We start from the raw sequence: 25,128 nt of genomic DNA, 5'->3' as shown, positions 1-25,128 counted from the left end.
CATTCCAGACGTCTGAAACAAGGGGGGACTACTCATGCTCGCGCAACTTCCACCGGCCTTACAGAATCTACAGCTGCCGCTGCGTCTTCGACTCTGGGATGGCCATGAATTCAACTTGGGCCCCGAGCCCAGTGTGACCATCGTGGTGAAGGACCCCACGGTCGTACCCAAACTGTCCCACCCCACGCTCGACTCGTTGGGCGAAGCCTTCGTCGAGGGCAAACTGGAGCTGGAAGGCTCCATCAGTGAAGTGATCCGGGTCTGTGATGAGCTGAGTCATGCCTTGGTCGAGGATGAGGGCGGGAGTCTGCCGGTGCGCTCGATTCACGACAAGGTCACCGACGCCGCGGCTATTTCCTACCATTACGACCTGTCCAACGCGTTCTACCAGCTCTGGCTGGACCAGGACATGGCGTACTCCTGCGGGTATTTCGAAACCGGCAGCGAATCCATCGACCAGGCCCAGCAAGACAAATTCCGCCACCTGTGTCGCAAGTTGCGCTTGCAGCCCGGCGAGTACCTGCTCGACGTAGGCTGTGGCTGGGGCGGGCTGGCACGTTTTGCGGCGCGTGAGTTCGGGGTGAAAGTGTTTGGTATCACCCTGAGCAAGGAACAGCTGGCATTGGCCAAGGAGCGGGTGAAAGCCGAGGGCCTGGAAGACCAGATCGACCTGCAACTGCTCGACTACCGCGATCTGCCCCAGGATGGTCGTTTCGACAAAGTGGTGAGCGTGGGCATGTTCGAGCACGTCGGCCACGCCAACCTGGCGCAATACTGCAAGACCCTGTTTGGTGCCGTACGCGAAGGCGGCCTGGTGATGAACCATGGCATTACCGCCAAGCACACCGACGGCCGGCCCGTAGGCCGTGGCGCCGGGGAGTTTATCGAGCGTTATGTGTTCCCCAACGGCGAGCTGCCGCACCTGGCGATGATGACTGCCGAGATCAGCGAAGTCGGGCTGGAAGTGGTCGATGTCGAAAGCCTGCGCCTGCATTACGCGCGCACCCTGGACCATTGGAGCGAGCGCCTGGAAGACAACCTGGAAGCGGCGGCGAAGCTGGTGCCGGAGCAGGCGTTGCGCATCTGGCGGCTGTACCTGGCCGGGTGTGCCTATGCGTTTGCGCGGGGCTGGATCAACCTGCACCAGATCCTCGCGGTGAAGCCTCACGCGGATGGCAGCCATGAACTGCCGTGGACGCGGGAAGACATTTATCGCTGAAAGTGAATGATTACTGTAGGAGCGAGGGGGACGCCTCGCTCCTACAGAATCGGTGAGATCAAGCGCGCCACCCGCATGCCCAGTTGCTGCAGGCGGCGGGTCTCGCGGCTTTCTTCCTGGCTCACTTCATGGGCCTGGGCGAAGTCGTCCAGCAGCATCTGTTCAACCTGCTTGGCGAAGGCTTCGTCGACCGTCAGCAACATCACTTCGAAATTCAGCCGGAATGAACGGTTGTCCATGTTCGCACTGCCGATGGCGCTGATCTCGTTGTCCACCAGCACCACCTTCTGATGCAAAAAACCCGGCGTATAGCGGAACACCCGGACACCGGCGCGCACCGCCTCGATCGCATACAGGCTGGACGCGGCGTACACGATGCGGTGGTCGGGCCGCGATGGCAACAGCAGGCGCACGTCCACGCCCCGCAGGACCGCCAGGCGCAGGGCGGCGAACACCGCTTCGTCGGGGATGAAATACGGGCTGGTGATCCACACGCGCTCGGTGGCCGCATGGATGGCCTCGACGAAAAACAGCGAGCAGGTTTCATAGGGATCGGCTGGGCCGCTGGCGAGCAATTGGCAGAGCACGCCGTCTTCGGGGTAGGCGTCCGGCAGGATCAGCGGCGGCAGCTCGCGCGCGGCCCAGAACCAGTCCTCGGCAAACGACTCCTGCAGGCAGGCCACTACCGGGCCGGTAACTTGCACATGGGTATCGCGCCACGGCGCCAGCGGCGGTTTTTTGCCCAGGTATTCATCGCCCACATTGTGCCCACCGACAAACCCGGTGACACCGTCCACCACCACGATCTTGCGATGGTTGCGGAAGTTGACCTGGAAACGGTTGAGCCAACCGCTGCGGGTGGCGAATGCCTTGACCTGCACCCCGGCGTCGCGCAGCGATTGCACGTACTGATGGGGCAGGGCGTGGCTGCCGATGCGGTCGTACATGACGTAGATGCCCACGCCTTGGGCAGCCTTTTCCTTCAACAGCGCCTGTAACTGACGACCGAGTTCATCGTCATGAATGATGAAGAACTGAAACAGCACGGCGGTTTTGGCACCGCGAATGGCGTCGAAGATTGCACGGAAAGTGGCCTCGCCGTTGATCAACAAGCGCACTTCATTGTTTGCCAGGCACGGCATGCGCCCCAGCTTGGGCATGGCACGCAACGAGGCGTAGGCACTGGAGTTGCGCGCGGCGAGAGCCTCCTCGACCCACGGGCGCCAGTTCAGCTCGGTGATCGCGGTGTGCATTTCCTGGTTGGCCTGGCGACGGGCCTGGATATACGCGTCGAAGGTGCTGCGGCCAAAGATCAGGTAGGGGATCAAGGTGAGATAGGGCATGAACATCAGTGACAGGGCCCAGGCGATCGAGCCTTGGGCGGTCCTGACGGTCAGCACCGCGTGGATCGCGGCGAGAGTCCCGAGCAAGTGCAGCGTGGCGATGAAGTAGGCGAGCAGGTGCGGGCCAAAGAAATCCATGGACGACGGTACTCCAGACAATCCAATGGCTAACAGACCATGAACGGCGGCGAATGTCGCTATTTTATTTGCCGTGCAACACTGGCACTTTTGCGGCGTCTAACGCCCACAATTGCCCAGGAGTTACCCGATGAATGCTCGTCTGCTTGGTTTGGCCATGGTTGTTGGTTTGTCGTTGCCGGTGGCAGCGCAGGCGCAGATGCTGGCGCCGGGCTTGTGGGAATTGACCACCAGCAATATGAAAGTCGATAACCAGGACCTGCCGGACCTGTCGCTGATCCTCGGCCAGCTCAAGCAACAGATGACCCCCGAACAGCGCGCCATGCTGGAAAAACAAGGCATCACCATGGCCGGCAAAGGCGTGCAGGTGTGCCTCACCCCGGCACAAGTCGCCTCTGATTCGATCCCCCTGACCGACCCGCAATCGGGCTGCAAACAGGAAGTGACCGACAAGACCGGTAACCAGTGGAAATTCCGTTTCAGTTGCCCGAAAGCCCAGGGCACCGGCGTCGCTACCTTCCAGAGCCAGAAAGAATTCACCACCACCGTCAACGGCACCTTCAATGCCACCGGCGTTCAACAGAAGGGCAGCCTGGATACCCACGCCCAATGGCTGGGCACCGATTGCGGCACGGTCAAGCCTCGCGCTTAACGCAGAAAGTACAGCGGTAAACCCTGGCAGCTATCGACCACCTGGCCGTTGTGCCAGGCCAGGTGGCCGGAGACCAGGGTGGTGCTCACGCTGTGGCGAAAGCTGCGTTCGGCGAACGGCGTCCAGCCGCAGCGGGCAAGAATCGGCTCGTCCCTGACCGGTTTTCCTTCGGGCTCCGGTTTGATCAGCACCAGGTCGGCCCAATACCCTTCGCGCAGGTAACCCCGGTCCGGGATGGCAAACAGGTCGGCGACACGGTGGCTGGTCTTGGCCACCAGGGTGGTCAGGGGCAGCAGCCCATCGGCGACCAATTCCAACAACGCTGGCAGCGCGTGTTGCACCAGGGGCAGACCCGCGGGCGCTTCACGATACTCCAACTGTTTTTGCGCCCAGGTATGCGGCGCATGGTCAGTACCTATTACATCCAGACGATCACTCAGCAAGGCCAGGCGCAGGGCGTCGCGGTCGGCGCGGGTCTTGATCGCCGGGTTGCATTTGATCTGGTGGCCGAGGCGGTGATAGTCACGGTCATCGAACAGCAGGTGGTGCACGCAGACTTCAGCAGTAATGCGTTTTTGCGCCAGGGGTTTGTCTTCGAACAATACCAACTCGCGGGCGCTGGTCAGGTGCAGTACATGCAGGCGCGTGCCGTGACGCTTGGCCAGTTCCACCGCGAAGGAGGATGAGCGATAGCATGCTTCGGCATCGCGGATCAGCGGGTGGGCGACGGCGGGGATCCTGTCACCAAAGCGCTCACGCATGCGCTGCTCGTTGGCTTGGATGCTCGGCGTGTGTTCGCAGTGGGCCAGCAGAATGGTCGGCACTTCGGCAAACAGCCGTTCCAGGATCCGTGGGTCGTCCACCAGCATATTGCCGGTGGAGGCGCCCATGAACACTTTGACCCCGGCCACTTCGCGCGGGTCGAGGGCGGCGACGGTGTCGAGGTTGTCGTTGCTGACCCCGAAGTGAAAGCCGTAGTTGGCCACCGAGTGCAGGGCCGCGCGGCGCTTTTTATCGGCCAGGGCTTCCAGGTTCAGCGTGGCCGGGTTGGTGTTGGGCATGTCCATGACGCTGGTGATGCCGCCGGCTACCGCTGCGCGGGACTCGCTGTAGAAGCTGCCCTTGTCCGGCGCGCCGGGGTCGCGAAAGTGCACCTGGTCGTCAATCATGCCCGGCAGCAGCCACTGGCCTTGGGCGTCGATGGACACGGGCGCGGCGTTCCCGCCGATGCTGCTGGCGATCTTTTCGATACGGCCATGGGCGACCAGCACGTCGGCGTCGAATTCCTCGCCTTCGTTCACCAGGCGGGCGTTGCGGATCAGCAGGCGGCTCATGGCTCAGAACTCGTTTTGCAGGGCTTTGTAACCGCGCACCAGGTCGACGTTGGTACGTGCCACGTCTTCGGAAAACTCCGAGGCGCTGACACTCACCGGCGGGAATTGCGACAGGTCGGTATTCGGCCCGATGCGGGTGGTGGAGGGTACGTAGAAGGCGGCGGGCAAATCACGGCCGTCGACCACCGAGTTGTGGCGTACCACGCAGCCATCGCCGACGGCGCAGTTGAACAGCACGCTGTTGAAACCGATAAACACCCGGTCGCCGACGGTGCAGGGGCCGTGGACGATGGAGCGGTGGGCGATGGATGTGAATTCGCCGATGGTCACGGCGGCGCCGGACTTGGAGTGGATGACCACGCCGTCCTGGATGTTGGAATTGGCGCCGATGGTGATCGGGTCCATGGCGCCGCCGGCGTCGACTTCGTCGGCGCGGATCACGGCGTAGGGGCCGACAAACACGTTCTCGCCGATGATGACTTTGCCGCAGATGATCGCGGTCTTGTCGACGTAGGCCGATTCGGCAATCACCGGCAGATCGCCGGAAGGGTTCTTGCGGATCATGCAACTGGCTCCGTCATGATGTGAACGTAGGCGCCGTCGATGGCGTTGTAGAAACAGGTGGGGCGGCCGGTGTGGCAGGCCGGGCCTTGCTGGTCGACGATCAGCAGTACCGCGTCGCCGTCACAATCCAGGCGCGCTTCCACCAACTGTTGCCAGTGGCCGGAGCTTTCGCCTTTGCGCCACAGCTGTCGACGCGAGCGCGACCAATAGCAGACCTGCCCGGTAGCCAGTGTTTCGTTGAGGGCCTGGCGGTTCATCCAGGCCAGCATCAGCACTTCGCCGCTGCCGTGTTGCTGGGCGATGGCGGCGATCAGGCCGTCGCTGTTCCACGGCAGGGCGTCGAGCACGGCGGCGAGTGGAAAGCGGCTGCCGACGGCAGCCCCTTCCAGTTCGAGCATGCTCAGGGTCATGGCTTGCTCAATGCTGCGCACAGGGTGTTGAGGTTGTACTCGAACAGCCCGGTGAAGGAACTCGCCGGCCCTTCTGCGGCCAGGGCGTCGGAGTACAGCGTGCCGCCAATCTGCGCGCCGCTTTCATCGGCGATCTGTTTGAGCAGGCGCGAGTCCTTGATGTTTTCCATGAATACGGCCTTGACCTTGTCCTTGCGAATCTGGGTGATCAGCGCTGCGACTTCGGCGGCCGACGGTTCACGTTCGGTGGACAGGCCTTGCGGCGCGAGGAACTGGATGCCATAGGCCTGGCCCAGGTAGCCGAAGGCGTCATGGGAGGTAACGATGCGACGGTTACCCGGCGGCAGCGCGCCGAACTTGGTCTTGGCTTCGGCCAGCAGGCGGTAGATTTCTTTCAGGTAGGCCTGGCTGTTGCGCAGGTAGTCGGCCTTGTTGGCCGGGTCGGCAGCCACCAGCGCCTTGGTGATGTTGTTCACATAGATTTCGGCGTTGGCCAGGTTGTGCCAGGCGTGCGGGTCGGGGATGGTTTCGCCGTCTTCCTCCATGGTGTGGGAAATCACGCCTTTGCTGGCGGTGACCACCGTGGCCTTGGTTTCGGTGCTGGTCACCAGGCGGTCCAGCCACGGCTCGAAGCCCAGGCCGTTCTTGATGATCAGCTTGGCCTTGAGCAGCGCCTTGGCGTCGTCAGGGGTGGGTTCGTAGGTATGGGCATCGGCGTCGGGGCCGACCATGTTGCTGATCTGGATGTGGTCGCCACCGATCTGGTGGGTGATGTCATCGAGAATACTGAAGCTGGTAACCACCTGGAGTTTGTCGGCGGCCTGGGCCATCGACAACGGCAGCAGCAGACTGAACAGCACGAGTAGAGCGCGCATCGGGAAACACCTCATTGGGATGTAAGCAAAGGCGGGCGGCGCAGCAAGCCGTGCACCGGACCGAAGACCACGGACAGCAGGTACCCACCGCCAGCCACCAGCACAATCGCCGGGCCGCTGGGCAGCGAGAAGTAGAACGACAGCAATAAACCCAACCACACCGACAGGCATCCCAGCACCGCCGATACCGCGATCAACACCGGCAGGCGCCGGCTCCAGAAGCGTGAAGCGATGGCCGGCAGCATCATCAAACCCACCACCATCAAGGCGCCGATGGCCTGGAAGCCAATCACCAGGTTCAGGACCACCAGGGTCAGGAACAAGCCGTGGGCCAGGGGGCCAAGGCGGCTGACGGTTTGCAGGAACAGCGGGTCGAGGGTGTCCAGCAGCAGCGGTTTGTAGATCAGCGCCATGGCGATCAGGCTGAACCCGGAAACCCAGAGCATGCCGGTCAGGGTGGTTTCGTCGACGGCCAGGGCCGAGCCGAACAGCAGGTGCAGCAGGTCCAGGCGCTTGCCGGCCAGACCCAGGATCAACACGCCGGCGGCGAGGGAGATGGGGTAGATAGCCGCCAGGCTGGCATCTTCGCGCAGGCCGGTGCGGCGGGTGATCCACGCCGACAGGCCGGCCATGCCCAGGCCAGCGCCCAGGCCGCCGATGGTCAGCGCGGGGAGGCTCAAGCCCGCGAACCAGAAGCCCAGTGCGGCGCCGGGCAATATGCCGTGGGCGACGGCGTCACCGATCAGGCTCATGCGGCGCAGGATCAGAAATACGCCGAGCGGAGCGGTGCTGCAGGCGAGCACCAGCCCGCCGATCAGGGCGCGACGCATGAAGACGAAGTCGAGGAAAGGCATCCACAGGTGGGCGGCGAAGTGCATCAGGCCACCTGCATGTGCGGCTGCGGGCGGATCAACTCTTTGCTGGAACCGAACACGCAGCCGCTGCTTTTGATCTGCACCACTTGTTGGGTGTGTTGGCGTACGGAAGCCAGGTCATGGCACACCACCACCAATGTCCGGCCTTCGGCGTGCCAGGCGTGGATATGGCTCCAGCACAGCGCCTGGCCTTCTTCGTCCAGAGCGGCATGGGGCTCGTCAAGCAGTAACACTGGCGACTCGGCAAGGCTCATGCGAGCGAGCAATGCGCGTTGTAGTTGGCCGCCTGACAACGCCATCAGCGGGCGCTGTTCCAGGCCACTGAGGCACCAGTCTTCCAACACTTTTTGCAGGCGCTCGCTTCTTTGCTGCGGGGTGAGGCGCGTGCCCCAGAAGCCGGCGGCGACCAGTTCTTGCAGGCTGATGGGGAACTGGCGGTCAAGGTGCTGTTGCTGCGGCAGGAACGACAGGCCACCTCGGCGTGGAACATCCACGGTCACTTTGCCCGCCAACGGTTTTTGCAAGCCGGCGATGACTTTGAGCAGGCTGCTTTTGCCGCAGCCGTTGGGGCCGATCACGCCGGTGAGGCTGCCTTTTTCCAGGGTGAAATCCACGGCGGGAGTGAGCGGTTGGCCAGGGGCGCCCCAGCGTAAAGCGGTGCAGGTGATCATGCAGGGTTTCTCGTCCAGCGGCTTTCAGCCACGGCATCGTGCGCGTGCAGGCTTTCGGCGTGGATCACTTTGAGGTGGAAGGCTTTGACCGCATCCGAGCGTTTCAAGGCGAGGTTAAGGCGGCGGGCGGCGTCTTCGCAGAACATCAGGTTCTGCCCGTTGGCCAGGGCGAAGGCTTGTTCGTCCGCGCGTTTTACGGCGGTTTGTACGGCGGTGCCGAGGGCGGCTTCGGCAGCGTTGATCAGCTCGGTCAGCGCCAGATGCTCGCCTTGCAGGTGCACGTGCAACTGCGCGCTGCTGCGCTGGCTGTGGGGCGTGGCGACGATACCGTTGGCGCTGCCGAGCCAGGACAGCACGTCTTCATGCTGCAACGGCGTGTTACCGAAGTCTTGGAGAAATTGCTGCTGAATCAATTGCCTGGCGAGGGCGGCGGAACAGGGGCAGGTTGAAGAATAGGTAACGTCAATTTTTAGTTCCACGTGGAACATCTGGTTTTCCAGGCGCGCTTCGATGCTCACCGGGTAGCCCTTCCAGCCGGCCAATGGGCTGACCAGTGCTGGGCGTTTCAGCAGTAAATTCGTGTGCAGACGCAGGTAGGCGTTCTTAGATAAATCTTCATGACTGTCGAGAAACCGCTGCAGTACATTGCGCAGAAGTGCAGGCGTAACGGGCTGCTGTTCGAGCATCTCCAGTGCCAGGTACAGGCGTGACATATGAATGCCACGGGCGGCGCCATCGTCCAGGCTGACGCCGGCATCGGCGCTGGCGCTCAGGCGTTGGCCGTCAATGAGGATCGGCAGGGCGATGCCGCACATGCCCACCCAGTCGAGTGGCAAGGCTTGGCGTGAAGCCTGCGCGGCAATATCCGGCAGAGTCAGCGCATTCATAAGCAGGTCCATCGTTGGAAATAATTCGACATGTTATAGTATAACAATAGAGTCGACGATGAATTTTCTGCCCCGGCCTTTTTTCACTCATGTGGAGTACGGACGCTCCTCCATTTGCGGTATTTGTCATGCACAGACGTCAGCTCCTCAACCTGCTCCTGGCCAGCCCTTTATTTGCTTTGCCGTTCGCCGCCCACGCGACCCAGATCCGCAATGCACGCCTGTGGCGTTCGGACGACAAGCTGCGCCTGGTGTTCGACCTTAGCGGCCCAGTGCAATACAAGACCTTCTCCCTGACTGCTCCGGAACGCGTGATCATCGACCTGAGCGGCGCGGGTCTCAGTGGTGACTTTTCTCAACTTGAGCTGAAGAACAGCGGGATCACCTCGATTCGCTCGGGGCATTTCGGCAAGGCGGATACGCGCATCGTGCTCGACCTTGCCGCGCCGATGCAGCTCAACAGCTTTGTATTGCCGCCTCAGGACGGGCAGGGGCATCGCCTGGTGCTGGACCTGACCAGCGCCACCCGTGCACCGCGTCAAATCGCGGCTGAGGCGGTGCCCTTGGTGGCCGCGGTGAACAAGGCGCACCCCAAGCGCGACATTATCGTGGTGGTCGACCCCGGCCACGGCGGCAAAGACCCCGGCGCTGTCGGGTCCAAGGGCCAGCGCGAAAAAGACGTGGTGCTGTCTATCGCCCAACTGCTGGCCAAGCGCTTGAAGCGCGAAAAGGGTTTTGACGTGAAACTGGTACGTAACGACGACTTCTTTGTGCCGCTGCGCAAGCGTGTGGACATCGCCCGTCAGCACAAGGCCGATATGTTCATCTCGGTGCATGCCGATGCCGCGCCACGGCTCACGGCCTCGGGCGCCTCGGTGTATGCGCTGTCGGAGGGCGGCGCGACCTCGGCCACGGCGCGCTTTATGGCCCAGCGTGAAAACGGCGCGGATTTGCTGGGCGCCACCACCTTGCTCAACCTCAAGGATAAGGACCCGATGCTGGCCGGGGTGATTCTTGATATGTCGATGAACGCCACCATCGCCTCCAGCCTGCAACTGGGCAGCTCGGTGCTGGGGAGTCTGCAAAGCATCACCAGCCTGCATCAGAAGCGTGTGGAACAGGCGGGGTTCGCGGTGCTCAAGTCACCGGACGTGCCGTCGATCCTGGTGGAGACCGGCTTTATCTCCAATGCCCAGGACGCCCAGCGCCTGGTGACGGCGCGTCATCAACAAGCGGTTGCGGATGGCTTGTTCGAAGGCCTGAAAAATTACTTCCAGAAGAACCCGCCGATGAACAGCTATATGGCCTGGGTTCAGGAACAGAAGAATGCCCAGGCCTAACAGCCGGTAATTCGGCTGCACGTGAATTTGGCAGTGGCACCCCCGGAGCTGGAAAACCGGTTGATCGTGGTCCAGCCCACCCGCCGCGTGTAGCCAACCCATGCCTCTCCATCCGACGCCAGGCCGGTAAAGAACGTCAGTTGCCCGTAGCGGCTGTTGGTTTGTGCCCAATAACGTTTCCCGATCACCTCGAAACCACGCAAATACGTGGTGGTGCCCACCGTTGCCACGCTGTAGGCATTGCCCAGGGGGTCCACACAGGCCAACAGGTTGGCGCTGCGCGTGCACGTGGCCAGCAAGCTTGGCGCTTGGGCACAGGCAGGCCCTGCGACTGCCAGTAACAGGGCGCACACCAGGTATTTCATAGGGGGGCTCGGGGCTGGGAAGTGTTCAAGCATTGCGCCCTTCATCGTAATGAGCAAGGGGGATTGGCTTATTTGTATTGTTATACTATAACATAAATGCACAGCCTGACCCGTGAACCGCTCCCCATGACCGAACAAGACCTGCTGGCCCAACCGCCCGCCGACTACATGAATGAAGCCCAGCAGGGCTTTTTCCGCGAACTGCTGCTGACTCAGCGCCATGAACTTCAAGCGCGCATCGAGGGCGAATTCCTGGTGCTGCGCGAGCAGGAGCCCAACAGCGACCCGGCCGATGTGGGCAGCGCCGAAGAACAGCGCCAGTGGCAACTGCGCTTGCTGGAGCGGGAAAAGAAGCTGCTCGACAAAATCGACGACGCCCTCGAACTGCTCGCCCGCGGCGAATACGGCTGGTGCCGCGAAACCGGTGAGCCCATCGGCCTGCAACGCCTGCTGCTGCGTCCCACCGCCACCCTGTGTATCGAAGCCAAAGAACGTCAAGAGCTGCGCGAACGCCATAAACGGGCGATTTGACCGGCCAACCCTGATGAGGATTACCTGATGCCCAATCGTCTCCCCGTTACCGTGTTGTCCGGCTTTCTCGGCGCCGGTAAAAGCACGCTGCTCAACTACGTCCTGCGCAACCGCGAAAACCTGCGCGTGGCGGTGATCGTCAACGACATGAGCGAAATCAACATCGACGGCAGCGAGGTGCAGCGCGACGTTACCCTCAACCGTTCCGAAGAAAAACTGGTGGAGATGAGCAACGGCTGTATCTGCTGCACCTTGCGTGAAGACTTGCTCGAAGAAGTCGGAAAACTCGCCAAGGAAGGTCGCTTCGATTACCTGCTGATCGAATCCACCGGTATCTCCGAGCCGTTGCCGGTGGCTGAAACCTTCACCTTCCGTGATGAAAACGAGCAAAGCCTGGCCGACATCGCGCGCCTGGACACCATGGTCACCGTGGTCGACGGCATGAACTTCCTGATCGACTACCAGGCTGCCGAAAGCCTAGCCTCACGGGGCGAAACCCTCGGTGAGGAAGACGAACGCTCGATCACCGACCTGTTGATCGAGCAGATCGAATTCGCCGATGTGATCCTGATCAGCAAGATCGACCTGATCAGCAGCCATGAGCGCGAGGAACTGATGGCGATCCTTGAACGTCTCAACGCCCAGGCGGAAATCATCCCGATGGTCATGGGCGAGGTGCCGCTGCACAAGATCCTCAACACCGGCCGCTTCGACTTCGAACGTGCCGCGCAGGCGCCGGGCTGGTTGCAGGAGTTGCGGGGTGAACATGTACCGGAAACCGAAGAGTACGGCATCGCCTCCACGGCCTACCGCGCACGTCGGCCCTTCCACCCGCAACGCTTCTTCGACTTTATCGACCGGCCTTGGGTCAACGGCAAATTGCTGCGTTCCAAGGGCTTTTTCTGGCTGGCCAGCAAGCACCAGGATGCGGGCAGCTGGTCCCAGGCCGGTGGCTTGATGCGCCATGGCTTTGCCGGACGCTGGTGGCGCTTTGTGCCAAAAAGCCAATGGCCCCAGGACGAAGAAAGCGTCGCCGCCATCATGGGCAACTGGCAGCTCAGTACCGGCGACTGCCGTCAGGAACTGGTGTTTATCGGACAAAACATCGACTTCGCGCGGATGCGTGCCGAGTTGGACGCGTGCTTGCTCACCGATGAAGAACTGGCCCTGGGTGTCGAAGGTTGGCGCCTGCTGGCTGATCCGTTTGGTCCCTGGTATGAAGAGGCCGCCTGATGCTGGCACCGCTTATCCCCTTGCGCCCGGTGGTTCGCCAGACCTGTGGTGAAACCCCGCTGGCGCTGTCCGATATTCTCGAAGACGGAGTGAACCTGGCGCTGTGGCAGCGCCAATTGCCGTTGCATATTGCCGAGTTCGGCGCCTTGCTGGTGGCGCTCAATGAGCCGTTGGCCGAGTCCTTGGTGATCGAACTCAACAACGAAGACGCCGAGCCGAACCTGTGCGGTCTGGCATCCAGTTGCCGCAATCTTGAAGGCTACGAAGGTTTTGTCGCCGATGTGTCGTGGCTGGTCAGCGCCTTTGCGTGCCTGCTCGGCGCCAAGCGCATCGGTGTGCGCCTGCGGCTGCTGGATAAAGCCATGTGCCCGCGTTTTCACGTTGACCATGTGCCGGTACGGCTGATCACCACCTATGCCGGCATCGGCAGCCAGTGGTTGCGCGAAGGGGTGATGGACCGCCGCAAGCTCAGCCAACCGGACGCCGAACCGAGTGAGCGCATCGAACAGATCCAGTGCGGTGAAGTGGCCCTGCTCAAAGGCAGCAAATGGCATGGCAACGAAGATCACGGCCTGATCCATCGCTCCCCCGCGCTGAAAGCGGATGAGCGCCGATTGATTCTGACGCTGGATTGGCTCGCGTAACCGCGTAGGATCAAACCCTCTACACGGTCCGAAAGATGGCACCCATGCTGCAGAACATTCCCACCCACGTGATTGCCGGGCCCTTGGGCGCCGGCAAGACCAGCCTGATCAAGCACCTGCTTGCCCAACGCCCGGCCAACGAGCGCTGGGCGGTGTTGATCAACGAGTTCGGCCAGATCGGCCTGGACGCGGCATTGCTGAGCCTGGGTGACGATGGCATTGCCCTGGGTGAAGTCGCCGGTGGCTGCCTTTGTTGTGTGAATGGCGCACCGTTCCAGGTCGGCCTGGGCCGGTTGCTGCGTAAGGCCAAGCCGGATCGGTTGTTTATCGAACCCTCGGGCCTGGGCCATCCTGCACAGTTGCTCAAGCAGTTGCGCGAAGCGCCGTGGCAGCAGGTGCTGGCGGTTCAGCCCTGTGTGTTGGTACTGGATGCCCAGGCGCTGGCAGCGGGCAAACCCTTGCCGCCAGCGCAGCAGGAAGCGCTGGCCAGTGCCGGGCTGTTGGTGTTGAACAAGGATGAGGGGTTGGATGCTGCGCAACGCGAGGCCGTCGAACGACAGCTACCCGACCGCGATATTTATTGGACGCGCCAGGCGCACGTGCCTCTCGGCAAACTGCCAGGCTTGAATGCGCAGGCTGAAGCAGCTGTGGATAACTTCGTGCTGCCCAAGGGGCTGGCTCAATTGCCGGCTGTCTGGAGCGATCCAGCAGTGCCGATCTGCCTGAGCCAGGCCCAGGAGGGCGGTTGGAGCATCGGTTGGCGTTGGCACCCGAGCCAGCAATTCGATTCCGAGCGTCTGCACCTGTGGCTGACATCCCTTGAGTGGCGCCGCGCCAAACTGGTTATCCACAGCCGTGATGGATGGATCTCGGCCAACGCGGTGGATAACAGCCCGCTGACCTGGCAACCCAGCGAATGGCGTCGCGACTCACGTATCGAATTGATCTTCAGTGCACCCCAGGACGTAGCCGCGTTGCAGGCTGCACTGGCCGCCTGCCGTTACTGACGGTTCTTGGTGGCGTGGTCCTGGCGCCATTGGCTCAGCTCGATCACATTGGCGCTGGGCAGTGCTTCCTTGACCTCGAACGGGTAGGGCGCCAGTTCGATCTGCGCGCTGTGGGCGCCGAATTGCGTGATGGTTCCGCTGTGACGGGTCTCGCCCGTGACGGTGAACTCGAAATTGTAGATACGCGCCAGACGTCGCCGACCGTTGGCATCCCTCACAAAACCGATGCGCTTCAACGCCACGGCGCCGTCGAGCAATTCGATATCGAGCTTGGCGCAATGCTGCTTGACCCGCGCCAACGCCCGCTCTCGCAGGCCGTGGTTGTGCCATACCCAGGCGGCGCCGGTCGCCAGCAGCATCAACACGAAGATGTTTCCCAGGGTCAGCATGCGAAAAACTCCAACAAAGTGAGAGCAGCTTAACTGTGTCGTCGGTCTGTCGTACAGGCTGCGTTTAGTCGCATACTGCGCGGCCAGAATTTCAATGGCTTTACGGAAATCTCCTGCATGAAACGCACACCTCATCTGCTTGCGATCCAGTCTCATGTGGTCTTTGGCCACGCCGGAAACAGCGCCGCCGTGTTCCCCATGCAGCGGGTCGGGGTGAACGTCTGGCCGCTGAACACGGTGCAGTTCTCCAACCATACCCAGTATGGTCAGTGGGCGGGCGAAGTGCTGGCGCCGCAGCAGATTCCTGCGTTGGTGGAAGGCATTGCCGCCATCGGCGAGCTGGGCAACTGCGATGCGATCCTGTCTGGCTACCTGGGCAGTGCGGATCAGGGCCGCGCGATTCTTACCGGTGTGGCGCGCATCAAGGCCATCAACCCCAAGGCCCTGTACCTGTGCGACCCGGTGATGGGCCATCCGGAAAAGGGCTGCATCGTGCCGCAGGACGTCAGCGATTTCCTGCTGGATGAAGCGGCGGCCATGGCCGACTTCCTGTGCCCCAACCAACTGGAACTGGACAGCTTTGCCGGGCGCAAGCCGCAATCGCTGTTCGACTGCCTGGGCATGGCCAAGGCATTGCTGGCCCGTGGCCCGAAGGCGGTGCTGGTCAAGCACCTGGATTACCCGGGCAAGTTGCCGGATGGTTTCGAGATGCTGCTGGTAACCGCTGAGGGCAGCTGGCACCTGCGTCGGCCGCTGCTGGCGTTCCCGCGCCAGCCGGTGGGCGTGGGCGACCTGACGTCGGGGCTGTTCCTGGCGCGGGTGTTGCTGGGCGACAGTCTGTTGGCGGCTTTTGAGTTCACGGCCGCGGCGGTGCACGAAGTACTGCTGGAAACCCAGGCCTGCGCCAGTTACGAGCTGGAACTGGTCCGCGCCCAGGACCGCATCGCCCATCCTCGCGTACGTTTCGAGGCGACGCCGATCAGCCTGTAAGTACACAGAACCCAATGTGGGAGGGGGGCAAACCTCCCCCATTTTTGGTTGGACTTACAGCGCGTCAGCCTTGATTTCCTGGTAGCGCTTCTCGAGTTCCTGGCGGATCTGCCGGCGCTGCTGGGCCTGCACGAACCGGCGCTTGTCTTCACTGTTATGGGGTTGCAGCGGTGGCACGGCAGCGGGTTTGCGCTGGTCGTCCACGGCCACCATGGTGAAGAAGCAGCTGTTGGTATGACGCACCGAGCGCTCGCGGATGTTCTCGGTCACCACCTTGATGCCCACTTCCATCGACGTATTGCCGGTGTAGTTGACCGATGCAAGGAATGTCACCAGCTCGCCGACATGGATCGGCTCGCGAAAAATCACCTGATCCACCGACAGCGTCACCACATAGCGACCGGCATAACGGCTCGCACAGGCGTAGGCCACTTCGTCGAGGTACTTGAGCAAGGTGCCGCCGTGGACATTGCCTGAGAAGTTGGCCATGTCAGGGGTCATCAATACCGTCATCGACAGCTGGGCGTTTCCGGGTTCCATAGCACACTCACGGGTTGTAGGCATTGGTTGGGGGGCACCTCTGCGGGTGCTGGGATCTTTGCAGCGCCATCCCTTACGGGACGCCGGTGGGCGGCTTGCCGTCACGCGTTCACCGATCTGTTTCCATATATTGCACCGGCTTTCCGGCGGAAGTCGCGGTGTTAACCTTCAAAAGCCCATCTCAGGGCATTTCTTACGATCAAGGCAGACTTTTCCTTCCGCACTTTGCGATTTTTCAAAGGCGCGTGCGGAAGTGGGAAAAGCGCCAGTACCCTCAAGGAGCCCCTCGCCATGCACGCCATCAGCTTTATCCAGGACTTGGCCGTGATCATGCTGGTGGCAGGGGTGGTCACCGTCCTGTTTCACCGCCTCAAGCAACCCGTAGTGCTGGGGTACATCGTCGCCGGCTTCATCATTGGCCCGCACACCCCGCCGTTCGGCCTGATCCACGACGAAGACACCATCAAGACCCTCGCCGAGCTGGGGGTGATCTTCCTGATGTTCTGCCTGGGCCTGGAGTTCAGCCTGCGCAAGCTGTTCAAGGTGGGGGCCACGGCGTTTATCGCAGCCTTCCTGGAAATCATCCTGATGATCTGGATCGGCTACGAGATTGGCCGCTGGTTCGACTGGAACACCATGGACTCGCTGTTCCTCGGCGCGATCCTGGCGATTTCCTCCACCACCATCATCGTGAAGGCACTCAATGACCTGAAGATGAAAAACCAGCGCTTCGCCCAACTTATTTTTGGCGTGCTGATTGTGGAAGACATCCTCGGCATCGGCATCATCGCCTTGCTCTCGAGCATCGCCGTCAGCGGTACGGTGAGTTCCGGCGAGGTGTTCTCCACGGTCGGCAAGCTCTCGCTGTTCATGATCGTCGCGTTGGTCATCGGTATTTTGCTGGTGCCGCGCCTGCTGGCCTACGTGGCCAAGTTCGAAAGCAACGAAATGCTGCTGATCACCGTGCTGGGCCTGTGTTTCGGTTTCTGCCTGCTGGTGGTCAAACTGGAGTACAGCATGGTGCTGGGGGCGTTTCTGATCGGTGCGATCATGGCCGAGTCCCGGCAATTGGTTAAGATCGAGCGCCTGATCGAGCCGGTTCGCGACATGTTCAGCGCGATTTTCTTTGTGGCGATCGGCTTGATGATCGACCCACAGATCCTCCTGCAATACGCCTGGCCGATCGCGGTGATCACCGTGGCTGTGGTGCTGGGCAAGATGCTGTCCTGCGGCCTGGGCGCCTTTATCGCCGGCAATGACGGCCGTACCTCACTGCGCGTAGGCATGGGGCTGTCACAAATTGGCGAGTTTTCCTTCATTATCGCCGCGCTGGGCATGACCTTGCAGGTAACCAGCGACTTCCTGTATCCGGTGGCGGTGGCCGTTTCGGCGATTACTACGCTGCTCACGCCGTACCTGATTCGCGGCGCCGACCCTTTGTCATTGAAGATCGCCGCCGTGATGCCCAAGCGCCTGAGCCGGGTATTCGGCATGTACGGCGAATGGTTGCGCAGTATTCAGCCGCAAGGCGAGGGCGCCATGCTGGCGTCGATGATCCGCAAGATCATCCTGCAGGTGGGCGTGAACCTGGCGCTGGTGATCGCGATTTTCTTCGCTGGAAGCTTTTTCGCGGTGCGCATTGGTGGGTATCTGGAAGGTTGGATCAGTGATCCAAGCTGGCAGAAGGCGTTGATCTGGGGTGGGGCCTTGCTGTTGTCGCTGCCGTTCCTGATTGCGGCGTACCGCAAGCTCAAGGCGCTGTCGATGTTGCTGGCGGAGATGAGTGTGAAGCCGGAAATGGCCGGGCGACATACCCAGCGTGTGCGACGGGTGATCGCGGAGCTGATCCCGATTTTGTCGCTGCTGGTGATCTTTGTGCTATTGGCAGCCTTGTCGGCCAGTATTCTGCCGACCAACAAGTTGCTGGTGCTGATTGCCGTGGTCACAGCGGCGGTGGCGGCCGTGCTCTGGCGATGGTTCATCCGTGTGCATACGCGGATGCAGGTCGCCTTGCTGGAGACGCTGGATAACCATAAGGATACGCCGGAGCACTAGTGGGGGCCGCTACGCGGCCCGGCGCGGGACAAGCCCGCTCACCACCGCAAGCCCGTTCGCCACGGGGGTCAGGTGTCAGCTTTCCAGCCAGACGTCCCGCGCCCAGTGCCACACCGATTCCCAGGTCTCTTCGGTGACGAGTTCTTCTTCGCCGGACCACAGCACCACGGTGCCGTCTTCTTCGACGCAGTAGTAATCGTCACCGTCCTGGCAGATCGGGATCATGCTGCGGTCAACACCGGCATCCCAGGCGTTGGCAGCCACGTCCGGCAGGTAGGTGTGGGATTGCGGGTCGGTGACGGTCACCGGCTCCAGGCTGCCGTACACCACATCGCTGACGGTCAGCAGGAATTCACGAAAGACAAACGGGATGTCGATGAACAGCTGTTCCTCGATTTCCACCAGTTGATCTTCGTCAGGCAACTCCAGAGGAACCGGGACCGGTTCATTGGCTTCACGCAATTGTTCGATGATTTCTTCCACGGCCGGGATCCTCTTGCTGATGGCGCGGTTTATAGGGGCGTTTTATACAGTAGCTCGCCATAAGTGCAACCGTGAAATAGAAAACCCCGGACAGGTCCGGGGTTTTGTTACGGCTTGCTCAAGCGCGTGGGTATCAGCCGTTCTGGCGGATACCGGCGACCAGCCATGGCTGGTTGTCGCCTTGGGCACGTTCCATGTTCCAGCTTTCGCTGAACGCTTCACCCTGGTCGAAACGCGAAGTCTTCGACACGCCACTGAAGGTCAATGTTGCGATGGTCTTGTCGGCGCGATCATCCACACCTTCCAGTTGCACGTGCAGGTCGTCGATATAGGTCGACTGGAAGCCGTCGCCCAGGTCGGCGCGTTCGCGCTTGAGGAACTCCAGCAGTTGCGGGGTCACGAACTCGGAGATCTTGTCCATTTCGTTGGCGTCCCAGTGCTGCTGCAGGGACTGGAAGTGGCTGCGGGCCGCTTCGACGAAACGCTCTTCGTTGAACCACGCCGGTGCGTTGATCACCGGGCGGGCTGCGGCAGGCGCTGCCGAACCACCGAAGATCGAACCCATGGCTGGCTTCTGCTCGAACACTTCACGCTGCATCGGCGCGCCGGCCGGAGCCATGTGCTCCTGCTGCTTGCGGCGACGGGCGGCGATGAAACGGAAGACCAGGAAGGCGATGACCGCCATGATCAGGATGTCGAAGATCTGCATGCCCTGGAAGCCGCCGCCCATGAACATGGAAGCGAGCAGGCCACCGGCCGCGATACCGGCCAGCGGGCCCAACCAGCGCGAAGCACCGCCGGCCTTGGCAGCGGCGCCGGCAGCACCGGCAGCACCGGCAGCACCGGCAGCACCGGCTGCGCCTGCGGTAGCGGCAGCACCGCCGGCACCGGCGGATGGAGCCATTTGGCTGGTCTGGTGAGTCGGAGCCGCGCCCGAGCTTTTGCCGCCACCGAAGCGTTTGGCGTTGGCGTCGAGGCTCATCGTCAGGCCGATGCACAACGCCATGGCGATGCTAAGAAAACGTTTCATAAAGGGAATTCCCATTTGTGGATTGCACGCGCGCCATGTTGCACAGGTGTAGTGACAGTGGCTAGCGACATAATGTTTCGGGCTTTTGCGTAAGACCGAAACAGAATGGTCTGTAGGACGTATTACAGATATTGGCCCGCGCTCATTAAAAACAAGGGCGGGCCAATAACCTTCATGTAGGCAAATGTTTCAGACCGCTTCGAGCTTCGCGTAGCCCATCATCAGCCATTTGCTGCCTTCGGCGAAGTTCACCTGTACCCGAGCCTGGGCACCGGCGCCTTCGAAGTTGAGGATCACGCCTTCGCCGAAGATCGCATGCCTGACCTGCTGGCCCAGGCTGAATGGGGTTTCCGGAATCTCGGAACCGGCGAACATGCTGCTGGAGTTCTGCTGCTGGCCCCCGCCGAACGGGCGGCTGACGCTGTTGGACAGGCGCACTTCCTGGATCAGTCCCTTCGGCACTTCACGTACGAAGCGCGACACCTTGTTGTAGGTCTCGCTACCGTACAGGCGTCGGGTCTCGGCGTAGGTCATCACCAGGTTCTGCATTGCGCGGGTGATGCCCACATAGGCCAGGCGGCGTTCCTCTTCAAGACGGCCGGGCTCTTCCAGGCTCATCTTGTGGGGGAACAGGCCTTCTTCCATACCCACCAGGAACACATACGGAAACTCCAGGCCCTTGGCGCTGTGCAAGGTCATCAACTGGATGCTGTCTTCATGCTCATCGGCCTGGGTGTCGCCGGCTTCCAGGGATGCATGGCCGAGGAAGGCGGCGAGCGGGGTCAGCTCTTCGTCTTCCTCGGTGTTTTCGAACGCGCGGGCGGCGCTGACCAGTTCCTCGAGGTTTTCTACCCGGGCCTGGCCTTTCTCGCCTTTTTCCGCTTCGTGATAGGCAATCAGCCCGGATTGCTCGATCACCGTCTGGGTCATCAGGTGCAGGGGCATTTCCGAACACTTGGCCGCGAGGTTCTCGATCAATTCGACAAACACCCCCAGTGCCCCGGCAGCACGGCCGGTCAGGCCTTTATTGGCGATGAGCAGGCGCATGGACTCCCACATCGACACATCGGCATGGCGCGCGTGGTCGCGAATCGCCTCGACGGTTTTCTCGCCGATGCCACGGGCCGGGATATTGATCACCCGCTCCAGTGCCGCGTCGTTGCCACGGCCTTCGAGCAAACGCAGGTAAGCCATGGCGTTCTTGATTTCCGCACGCTCGAAGAAGCGTTGGCCGCCATAAATGCGGTACGGGATGCGCTCGCGCAGCAAGGCTTCTTCCAGCACCCGCGATTGGGCGTTGGAACGGTACAGAATCGCAATATCGCTACGGGCAAGCCCGGTTTTCAGCGCGCTTTCGATGGTTTCCACCACGTAGCGCGCTTCATCGTGCTCGTTGAACGCGGCATACAGGTTGATCGCCTCGCCTTCGCCGCCGTCGGTCCACAGCTCTTTGCCCAGGCGCCCGGTGTTGTTGGCGATCAAGGCGTTGGCGGCCTTGAGGATGCCGGCGGTGGAGCGGTAGTTCTGCTCCAGGCGGATGGTGACCGCGTCCGGGAAGTCCTCGGAATACTGGTAGATGTTCTCGATTTTCGCGCCACGCCAGCCGTAGATCGACTGGTCGTCGTCGCCCACCACCATCAGGCTGTCGCCGCCCTTGGCCAGCAGACGCAACCAGGCGTACTGCACGGCGTTGGTGTCCTGGAACTCGTCCACCAGAATGTGACGGAAGCGTTTCTGGTAATGGGCCAGCAAACCCGGATTGTCGCGCCACAGGTCGAGGGCGCGCAGCAGCAGCTCGGAGAAGTCGATGACGCCAGCGCGGGCGCAGGCCGCCTCGTAGGCTTCATAAATGCTGCGCATGGTGGCCAGGAACAAATCGCCGCTGGCCTGGATGTGCTGCGGGCGCAGGCCTTCGTCTTTCTGGCCGTTGATAAACCACTGGGCCTGGCGCGCCGGCCAGCGCTGCTCGTCGAGACCCAGCTCGCGGATCACGCGCTTGACCAGGCGTTGCTGGTCATCGCTGTCGAGGATCTGGAAGGTCTGGGCCAGGCCCGCTTCCTGCCAGTGTGCCCGCAACAGGCGGTGCGCCAGGCCGTGGAAGGTGCCCACCCACATGCCGGCCGGGCTGATGCCCATCAACTGCTCGATGCGGTGGCGCATCTCGGCAGCGGCCTTGTTGGTGAAAGTCACCGACAGGATCGAATGCGGGGACGCGTTCTCGACCTGGATCAACCAGGCGATACGGTGCACCAGCACTCGGGTTTTACCGGAGCCGGCACCGGCCAGGACCAACTGACGGCCAACGGGGGCCGCTACGGCCTGGCGTTGGGCATCGTTGAGGGAGTTCAGCAAAAGAGAGAGATCATCGCGCATCGACGCATTCTATGGGCCTAAGGGGGCTCGGGCAAATCCCAATGCCGGGTGGTCGACGCAAAACGTCTCGCGTGGTCCCGGCCGGGCAAACATTCTGGCAGGGCTGATGACCGGTAAGTCATGGGCCACAGCCCGCGCCGGGCCTCGCTCAAGGGGTCTGGCCCCAAGGTTTGCGGCTGTTCACAGGGTGACTTTTATGATCTGGAGCAGTTTGGCCCAAGCGCTTGCTTGTGTATGCTCCGTCGACGTTTCGGGCTCACCATTATAAGAACACTGCCTATGACTCTCAGCACCGACCTGCTCGGCCCCTCGGCGGCGCCCGCGCAGGTTATCCGCAAACATTACGCTACCGAGATGGCGGTCGAGCGCACACGCCTGCTCTATCAGGGCTCGTTGCTGCCCACCTTATTAATGCTAGTCAACGGCCTGGTCTGCGCCTGGCTGCTGTGGAACCCCAGGCAATACCTGCTCGACAGCGTCTGGCTGGTGTGGCTGCTGGCCCTGGTGGCCATGCGCGTGATCCAGGTGGCGGCCTTTGATTCGGCCATGCCCAGCCGCCAGGCCCAACCGATCTGGCGGCGCATGTTCATGCTCGGCTCGGCGGTCAGTGGCCTGACCCTGGCCACCGCGGCCATTGCCCTGGTGCCGGTGGACAGCTTTATCCAACAGGCCTGGGTGTTCGGCCTGATCGGGGCGGCGACGCTGTCAGCCAGTGTCGCCTACGCCGTGAGCCTGCCGGCGTTCCTGTCCTTTGCCTTGCCGTGCCTGGTGCCGGCCATTGCCTATCTGTTCTGGAATGGCGCCCCGCAGCAACAGGGCTGGGGTGTGCTCGGCCTGATCCTGCTGGCCTCCCTGAGCGTGGTAGCGTGGCAGGTCAACCGCCTGATCCAGCGTGGGCTGTTGCGGCGCTTCCAGAACCAGGCATTGATCGAGCATCTGCAGCAGGCACAGCAGCGCAGCGAGCAACTGAATCAGGATCTTGTGCGCGAAGTCGAGCAGCGGCGTCAGGTCGAGCAGGAGCTACGGGATGCGCAAATCGGCCTGCAGGACCGCGTGGCGCAACGCAGCCAGGAACTGGACGCCGCCAGCCTGGCCCTGAATAAAAGCGAGGCGCGCCTGGCCATGGCCCTGCAAGCCAGTGAGCTGGGCCTGTGGGACTGGAACCTGCAAACCGATGAGGTTCACCACACCCAGCTCAAAGAGCTGTTCGGCCTCGAGCCCGAGTACGTCACGGCCATGCTCGGCCACCTCAAGCCGCGCCTGCACCCCGACGACCTGCCGCTGCTCAAGCGGGCACTGGTGGAGCACCTCAAGGGGCGCACTGAGGATTACCAGGTGGAATACCGCGTGCGCCATGGGGATGGCCACTGGGTGTGGATCGAAGACCGCGGTCGCGCCGTGGAACGTGCACCCAGTGGGCGAGTGATTCGAATGCTCGGCACCCGCCGCGACATCAGCGCCGGCAAGGCCCTGGAAGAGCAGCAGCGGTTGGCCTCGACCGTATTCGAGGCGGCCAGCGAAGGCATCGTGATCCTTGACCCGGATTACGCGCTGATCGCGGTCAACCAGGCTTTCAGCCGTGTCACCGGGTTTGAAATCGACGATATGCTCGGCCGCAACGTCGTGGAGCTGCCCAGCAGCCGTGATGCCCGGCGCCACTTCCCGGTCATCCGCCAAGCCTTGCTCAGCCATGGCACCTGGCAGGGTGAGCTGGTGGAAACACGCAAGAACGGCGAGTTGTACCCGCAGTGGCTGCAACTGAATGTAGTGCGTGATGTTCGGGGAAAGGTCAGCCATATCGTGGGCTTCTTCGCCGATCTGTCAGCGCGGCGCGAATCCGAGGAGCGCATGCGCTACCTCACCCACTACGATGAGTTGACCGGCCTGGCCAACCGCTCGCTGTTCCGCGAACGGCTGCGCGAGGCCCATCAGCGTGTACGCCAAGGCGGGCGCAGCCTGGCGTTGCTGCATATCAACCTCGACCGCTTCAAGTTGCTCAATGACAGCCTGGGCCATGAAGTGGCCGACCAGTTGCTGCAAAAGATGGCCCGTCGGTTGATCAATGCCTTGCCCGAGGCCGATACCATCGCGCGTTTGTCCGGCGATGAGTTCGCCGTGCTGTTCGACGCCTACGGCAACCTGTCGAGCCTGGCACGGGTGGCCACGCGGCTGCTGGCCAAGCTGCGGGTACCGGTGACGGTAGAAGGGCATGAGTTGGTGGTGAGTGCGTCGATGGGGATCAGCCTGTTGCCGGATAACGCGCGGGAAATTTCCGCGCTGGTCAGTCAATCGAACATGGCCATGCAGCACGCCAAGCACCTGGGCGGCAATAACTTCCAGTTCTACACCGACAGCCTGCAAGCCAGCACCCTGGAGCGTTTGCAGCTGGAAAACCATCTGCGCAAAGCCATCGATGAGCGTCAGCTCACGGTGTTCTACCAGCCGAAACTGTGCCTGGCCACCGGCAAGCTTGACGCTGCCGAAGCGCTGATCCGCTGGGAGCATCCGCAGTGGGGCATGGTGCCGCCAGGCGATTTTATCGGCCTGGCCGAAGAAACGGGCCTGATCGTACCGCTGGGCGAATTCGTGCTGCGCCAGGCGTGCTGGCAGGCCTGTGAGTGGCAGCGCCAGGGGCTGCCACCGATCCGCGTGTCGGTGAATCTCTCGGTGCACCAGTTGCGCCAGGGCAAGCTGGTCAGCCTGGTGCGCCAGGTATTGGAAGAGACCGGCCTGGACCCGCAATACCTCGAACTGGAACTGACCGAGAGCCAGTTGCTCGACAGTGTTGAACACATCATTGCGACCTTCCAGCAACTGCGCGACCTGGGCGTGAAGCTGGCGATCGACGACTTTGGCACCGGCTATTCATCCCTCAGTTACCTCAAGCGTATCCCTGTGGATTACGTAAAGATCGACCAGACCTTTATTCGCGGCCTCGGCCAGGGACGGGAAGACGCCGCCATTACCCGAGCGATCATTGCGATGGCTCACGGTCTGGCGCTCAAGGTGGTGGCCGAAGGCGTGGAAGATCAGCAGCAGCTGGATTTCCTGCGTACAGAACGATGCGATGAGGTGCAGGGCTACCTGATCAGTCGGCCGATGGAGGCCGAAGGGCTGGCAGATTTGTTACGCAACAATGCAGATTTTCCCTGAAGACAGTCCGCACGCCCATATGGCTAC

24 protein-coding genes are annotated in these 25,128 nt (G+C 61.9%); 10 read left to right on the top strand and 14 right to left on the bottom strand.

Annotated elements, in window-relative coordinates:
• The first annotated feature begins 34 nt into the window (after window positions 1-34).
• Window positions 35-1,219 (top strand): C17 cyclopropane fatty acid synthase CfaB, encoded by a 1,185-nt coding sequence (cfaB, locus tag FX984_RS19070; RefSeq protein ID WP_027608198.1) that lies wholly within the window; start codon window positions 35-37, stop codon window positions 1,217-1,219.
• Between the two features lie 41 nt (window positions 1,220-1,260).
• On the opposite strand, the gene cls is transcribed toward cfaB, so the two are convergent.
• Window positions 1,261-2,700 (bottom strand): cardiolipin synthase, encoded by a 1,440-nt coding sequence (gene cls / locus FX984_RS19065; protein WP_098480682.1) that lies wholly within the window; start codon window positions 2,698-2,700, stop codon window positions 1,261-1,263.
• 130 nt (window positions 2,701-2,830) lie between these two features.
• On the opposite strand from cls, the gene FX984_RS19060 reads away from it, so the two are divergent.
• Window positions 2,831-3,352 (top strand): DUF3617 domain-containing protein, encoded by a 522-nt coding sequence (locus FX984_RS19060; protein WP_092355965.1) that lies wholly within the window; start codon window positions 2,831-2,833, stop codon window positions 3,350-3,352.
• Here the strand turns inward: FX984_RS19060 and FX984_RS19055 are convergent.
• The 7 genes from FX984_RS19055 to folE2 are packed head-to-tail and all read right to left on the bottom strand — an operon-like array spanning window position 3,349 to window position 8,968.
• The gene (locus FX984_RS19055; RefSeq protein ID WP_092355962.1) at window positions 3,349-4,686 is read right to left on the bottom strand and encodes a dihydroorotase; all 1,338 of its coding nucleotides are present in this window, start codon (window positions 4,684-4,686) and stop codon (window positions 3,349-3,351) included. The two genes, FX984_RS19060 and FX984_RS19055, sit on opposite strands and share 4 nt — an antisense overlap.
• 3 nt (window positions 4,687-4,689) lie before the next feature.
• Entirely contained in the window at window positions 4,690-5,250 is a 561-nt protein-coding gene (locus tag FX984_RS19050; RefSeq protein WP_027608202.1) for a gamma carbonic anhydrase family protein, read from the bottom strand.
• On the bottom strand, window positions 5,247-5,660 hold the full coding sequence (hisI, locus tag FX984_RS19045) for a phosphoribosyl-AMP cyclohydrolase (protein ID WP_146476911.1): 414 nt from the start codon (window positions 5,658-5,660) through the stop codon (window positions 5,247-5,249). The genes FX984_RS19050 and hisI overlap by 4 nt, the downstream gene beginning before the upstream one ends.
• Complete coding sequence (locus FX984_RS19040; RefSeq protein WP_027608204.1) at window positions 5,657-6,535, bottom strand: metal ABC transporter substrate-binding protein; 879 nt, start codon at window positions 6,533-6,535, stop codon at window positions 5,657-5,659. The genes hisI and FX984_RS19040 overlap by 4 nt, the downstream gene beginning before the upstream one ends.
• Before the next feature lie 11 nt (window positions 6,536-6,546).
• Window positions 6,547-7,413 carry a metal ABC transporter permease gene (locus FX984_RS19035; protein ID WP_027608205.1) on the bottom strand — a complete coding sequence of 289 codons (867 nt, stop codon included), beginning with the start codon at window positions 7,411-7,413 and terminating at the stop codon, window positions 6,547-6,549.
• Window positions 7,413-8,081 carry a metal ABC transporter ATP-binding protein gene (locus tag FX984_RS19030; RefSeq protein WP_027608206.1) on the bottom strand — a complete coding sequence of 223 codons (669 nt, stop codon included), beginning with the start codon at window positions 8,079-8,081 and terminating at the stop codon, window positions 7,413-7,415. The genes FX984_RS19035 and FX984_RS19030 overlap by 1 nt, the downstream gene beginning before the upstream one ends.
• Window positions 8,078-8,968, bottom strand: a complete 891-nt coding sequence (gene folE2, locus FX984_RS19025; protein ID WP_027608207.1) for a GTP cyclohydrolase FolE2 — start codon at window positions 8,966-8,968, stop codon at window positions 8,078-8,080. Before folE2 ends, FX984_RS19030 begins: the two co-directional genes overlap by 4 nt.
• A gap of 128 nt (window positions 8,969-9,096) precedes the next feature.
• On the opposite strand from folE2, the gene FX984_RS19020 reads away from it, so the two are divergent.
• Window positions 9,097-10,308: an N-acetylmuramoyl-L-alanine amidase gene (locus FX984_RS19020; protein WP_092355956.1), complete on the top strand. Its 1,212-nt coding sequence runs from the start codon at window positions 9,097-9,099 to the stop codon at window positions 10,306-10,308.
• On the opposite strand, the gene FX984_RS19015 is transcribed toward FX984_RS19020, so the two are convergent.
• Window positions 10,305-10,673 carry a hypothetical protein gene (locus tag FX984_RS19015; RefSeq protein ID WP_027608209.1) on the bottom strand — a complete coding sequence of 123 codons (369 nt, stop codon included), beginning with the start codon at window positions 10,671-10,673 and terminating at the stop codon, window positions 10,305-10,307. The two genes, FX984_RS19020 and FX984_RS19015, sit on opposite strands and share 4 nt — an antisense overlap.
• A gap of 126 nt (window positions 10,674-10,799) precedes the next feature.
• Between FX984_RS19015 and dksA the strand changes: the two genes are divergently transcribed.
• Genes dksA through FX984_RS18995 form a run of 4 tightly spaced genes read left to right on the top strand, consistent with a single transcriptional unit; the run spans window position 10,800 to window position 14,088 of the window.
• Entirely contained in the window at window positions 10,800-11,204 is a 405-nt protein-coding gene (dksA, locus tag FX984_RS19010) for an RNA polymerase-binding protein DksA (protein ID WP_065937939.1), read from the top strand.
• Between the two features lie 27 nt (window positions 11,205-11,231).
• On the top strand, window positions 11,232-12,437 hold the full coding sequence (gene zigA / locus FX984_RS19005; protein WP_027608211.1) for a zinc metallochaperone GTPase ZigA: 1,206 nt from the start codon (window positions 11,232-11,234) through the stop codon (window positions 12,435-12,437).
• Window positions 12,437-13,081: a DUF1826 domain-containing protein gene (locus tag FX984_RS19000; RefSeq protein ID WP_092355953.1), complete on the top strand. Its 645-nt coding sequence runs from the start codon at window positions 12,437-12,439 to the stop codon at window positions 13,079-13,081. Before zigA ends, FX984_RS19000 begins: the two co-directional genes overlap by 1 nt.
• A gap of 44 nt (window positions 13,082-13,125) precedes the next feature.
• Entirely contained in the window at window positions 13,126-14,088 is a 963-nt protein-coding gene (locus tag FX984_RS18995; RefSeq protein ID WP_146476914.1) for a CobW family GTP-binding protein, read from the top strand.
• Here FX984_RS18995 and FX984_RS18990 read toward each other — a convergent pair.
• Window positions 14,082-14,477, bottom strand: a complete 396-nt coding sequence (locus FX984_RS18990; RefSeq protein WP_027608214.1) for a DUF3301 domain-containing protein — start codon at window positions 14,475-14,477, stop codon at window positions 14,082-14,084. The genes FX984_RS18995 and FX984_RS18990 overlap by 7 nt on opposite strands.
• A 117-nt stretch (window positions 14,478-14,594) precedes the next feature.
• Between FX984_RS18990 and pdxY the strand changes: the two genes are divergently transcribed.
• Entirely contained in the window at window positions 14,595-15,467 is an 873-nt protein-coding gene (gene pdxY / locus FX984_RS18985) for a pyridoxal kinase PdxY (RefSeq protein ID WP_065926771.1), read from the top strand.
• A gap of 54 nt (window positions 15,468-15,521) precedes the next feature.
• Here pdxY and FX984_RS18980 read toward each other — a convergent pair whose 3' ends face one another.
• Complete coding sequence (locus FX984_RS18980; RefSeq protein ID WP_003177014.1) at window positions 15,522-16,007, bottom strand: acyl-CoA thioesterase; 486 nt, start codon at window positions 16,005-16,007, stop codon at window positions 15,522-15,524.
• 291 nt (window positions 16,008-16,298) lie between these two features.
• Between FX984_RS18980 and FX984_RS18975 the strand changes: the two genes are divergently transcribed.
• On the top strand, window positions 16,299-18,062 hold the full coding sequence (locus FX984_RS18975; RefSeq protein WP_027608216.1) for a cation:proton antiporter: 1,764 nt from the start codon (window positions 16,299-16,301) through the stop codon (window positions 18,060-18,062).
• A 75-nt stretch (window positions 18,063-18,137) separates the two neighbouring features.
• On the opposite strand, the gene FX984_RS18970 is transcribed toward FX984_RS18975, so the two are convergent.
• The 3 genes from FX984_RS18970 to uvrD form a co-directional block, all read right to left on the bottom strand.
• Window positions 18,138-18,545: an SMI1/KNR4 family protein gene (locus FX984_RS18970; protein ID WP_017739032.1), complete on the bottom strand. Its 408-nt coding sequence runs from the start codon at window positions 18,543-18,545 to the stop codon at window positions 18,138-18,140.
• A gap of 133 nt (window positions 18,546-18,678) precedes the next feature.
• Window positions 18,679-19,575 (bottom strand): Tim44 domain-containing protein, encoded by an 897-nt coding sequence (locus FX984_RS18965; protein WP_146476916.1) that lies wholly within the window; start codon window positions 19,573-19,575, stop codon window positions 18,679-18,681.
• A gap of 189 nt (window positions 19,576-19,764) precedes the next feature.
• A complete protein-coding gene (uvrD, locus tag FX984_RS18960; RefSeq protein WP_027608218.1) occupies window positions 19,765-21,948 on the bottom strand; it encodes a DNA helicase II in 2,184 nt (727 codons plus the stop codon).
• A gap of 279 nt (window positions 21,949-22,227) precedes the next feature.
• On the opposite strand from uvrD, the gene FX984_RS18955 reads away from it, so the two are divergent.
• Window positions 22,228-25,101, top strand: coding sequence for an EAL domain-containing protein (locus FX984_RS18955; protein ID WP_146476919.1), 2,874 nt, complete (start codon window positions 22,228-22,230; stop codon window positions 25,099-25,101).
• Window positions 25,102-25,128: the final 27 nt, after the last annotated feature.

This window comes from Pseudomonas marginalis, from assembly GCF_008692035.1.
Classification (GTDB): Bacteria; Pseudomonadota; Gammaproteobacteria; order Pseudomonadales; family Pseudomonadaceae; genus Aquipseudomonas; species Aquipseudomonas marginalis.
The sequence above is the reverse complement of the archived record's forward strand: the minus strand, read 5'-3'. Positions and strand labels throughout refer to the sequence as shown.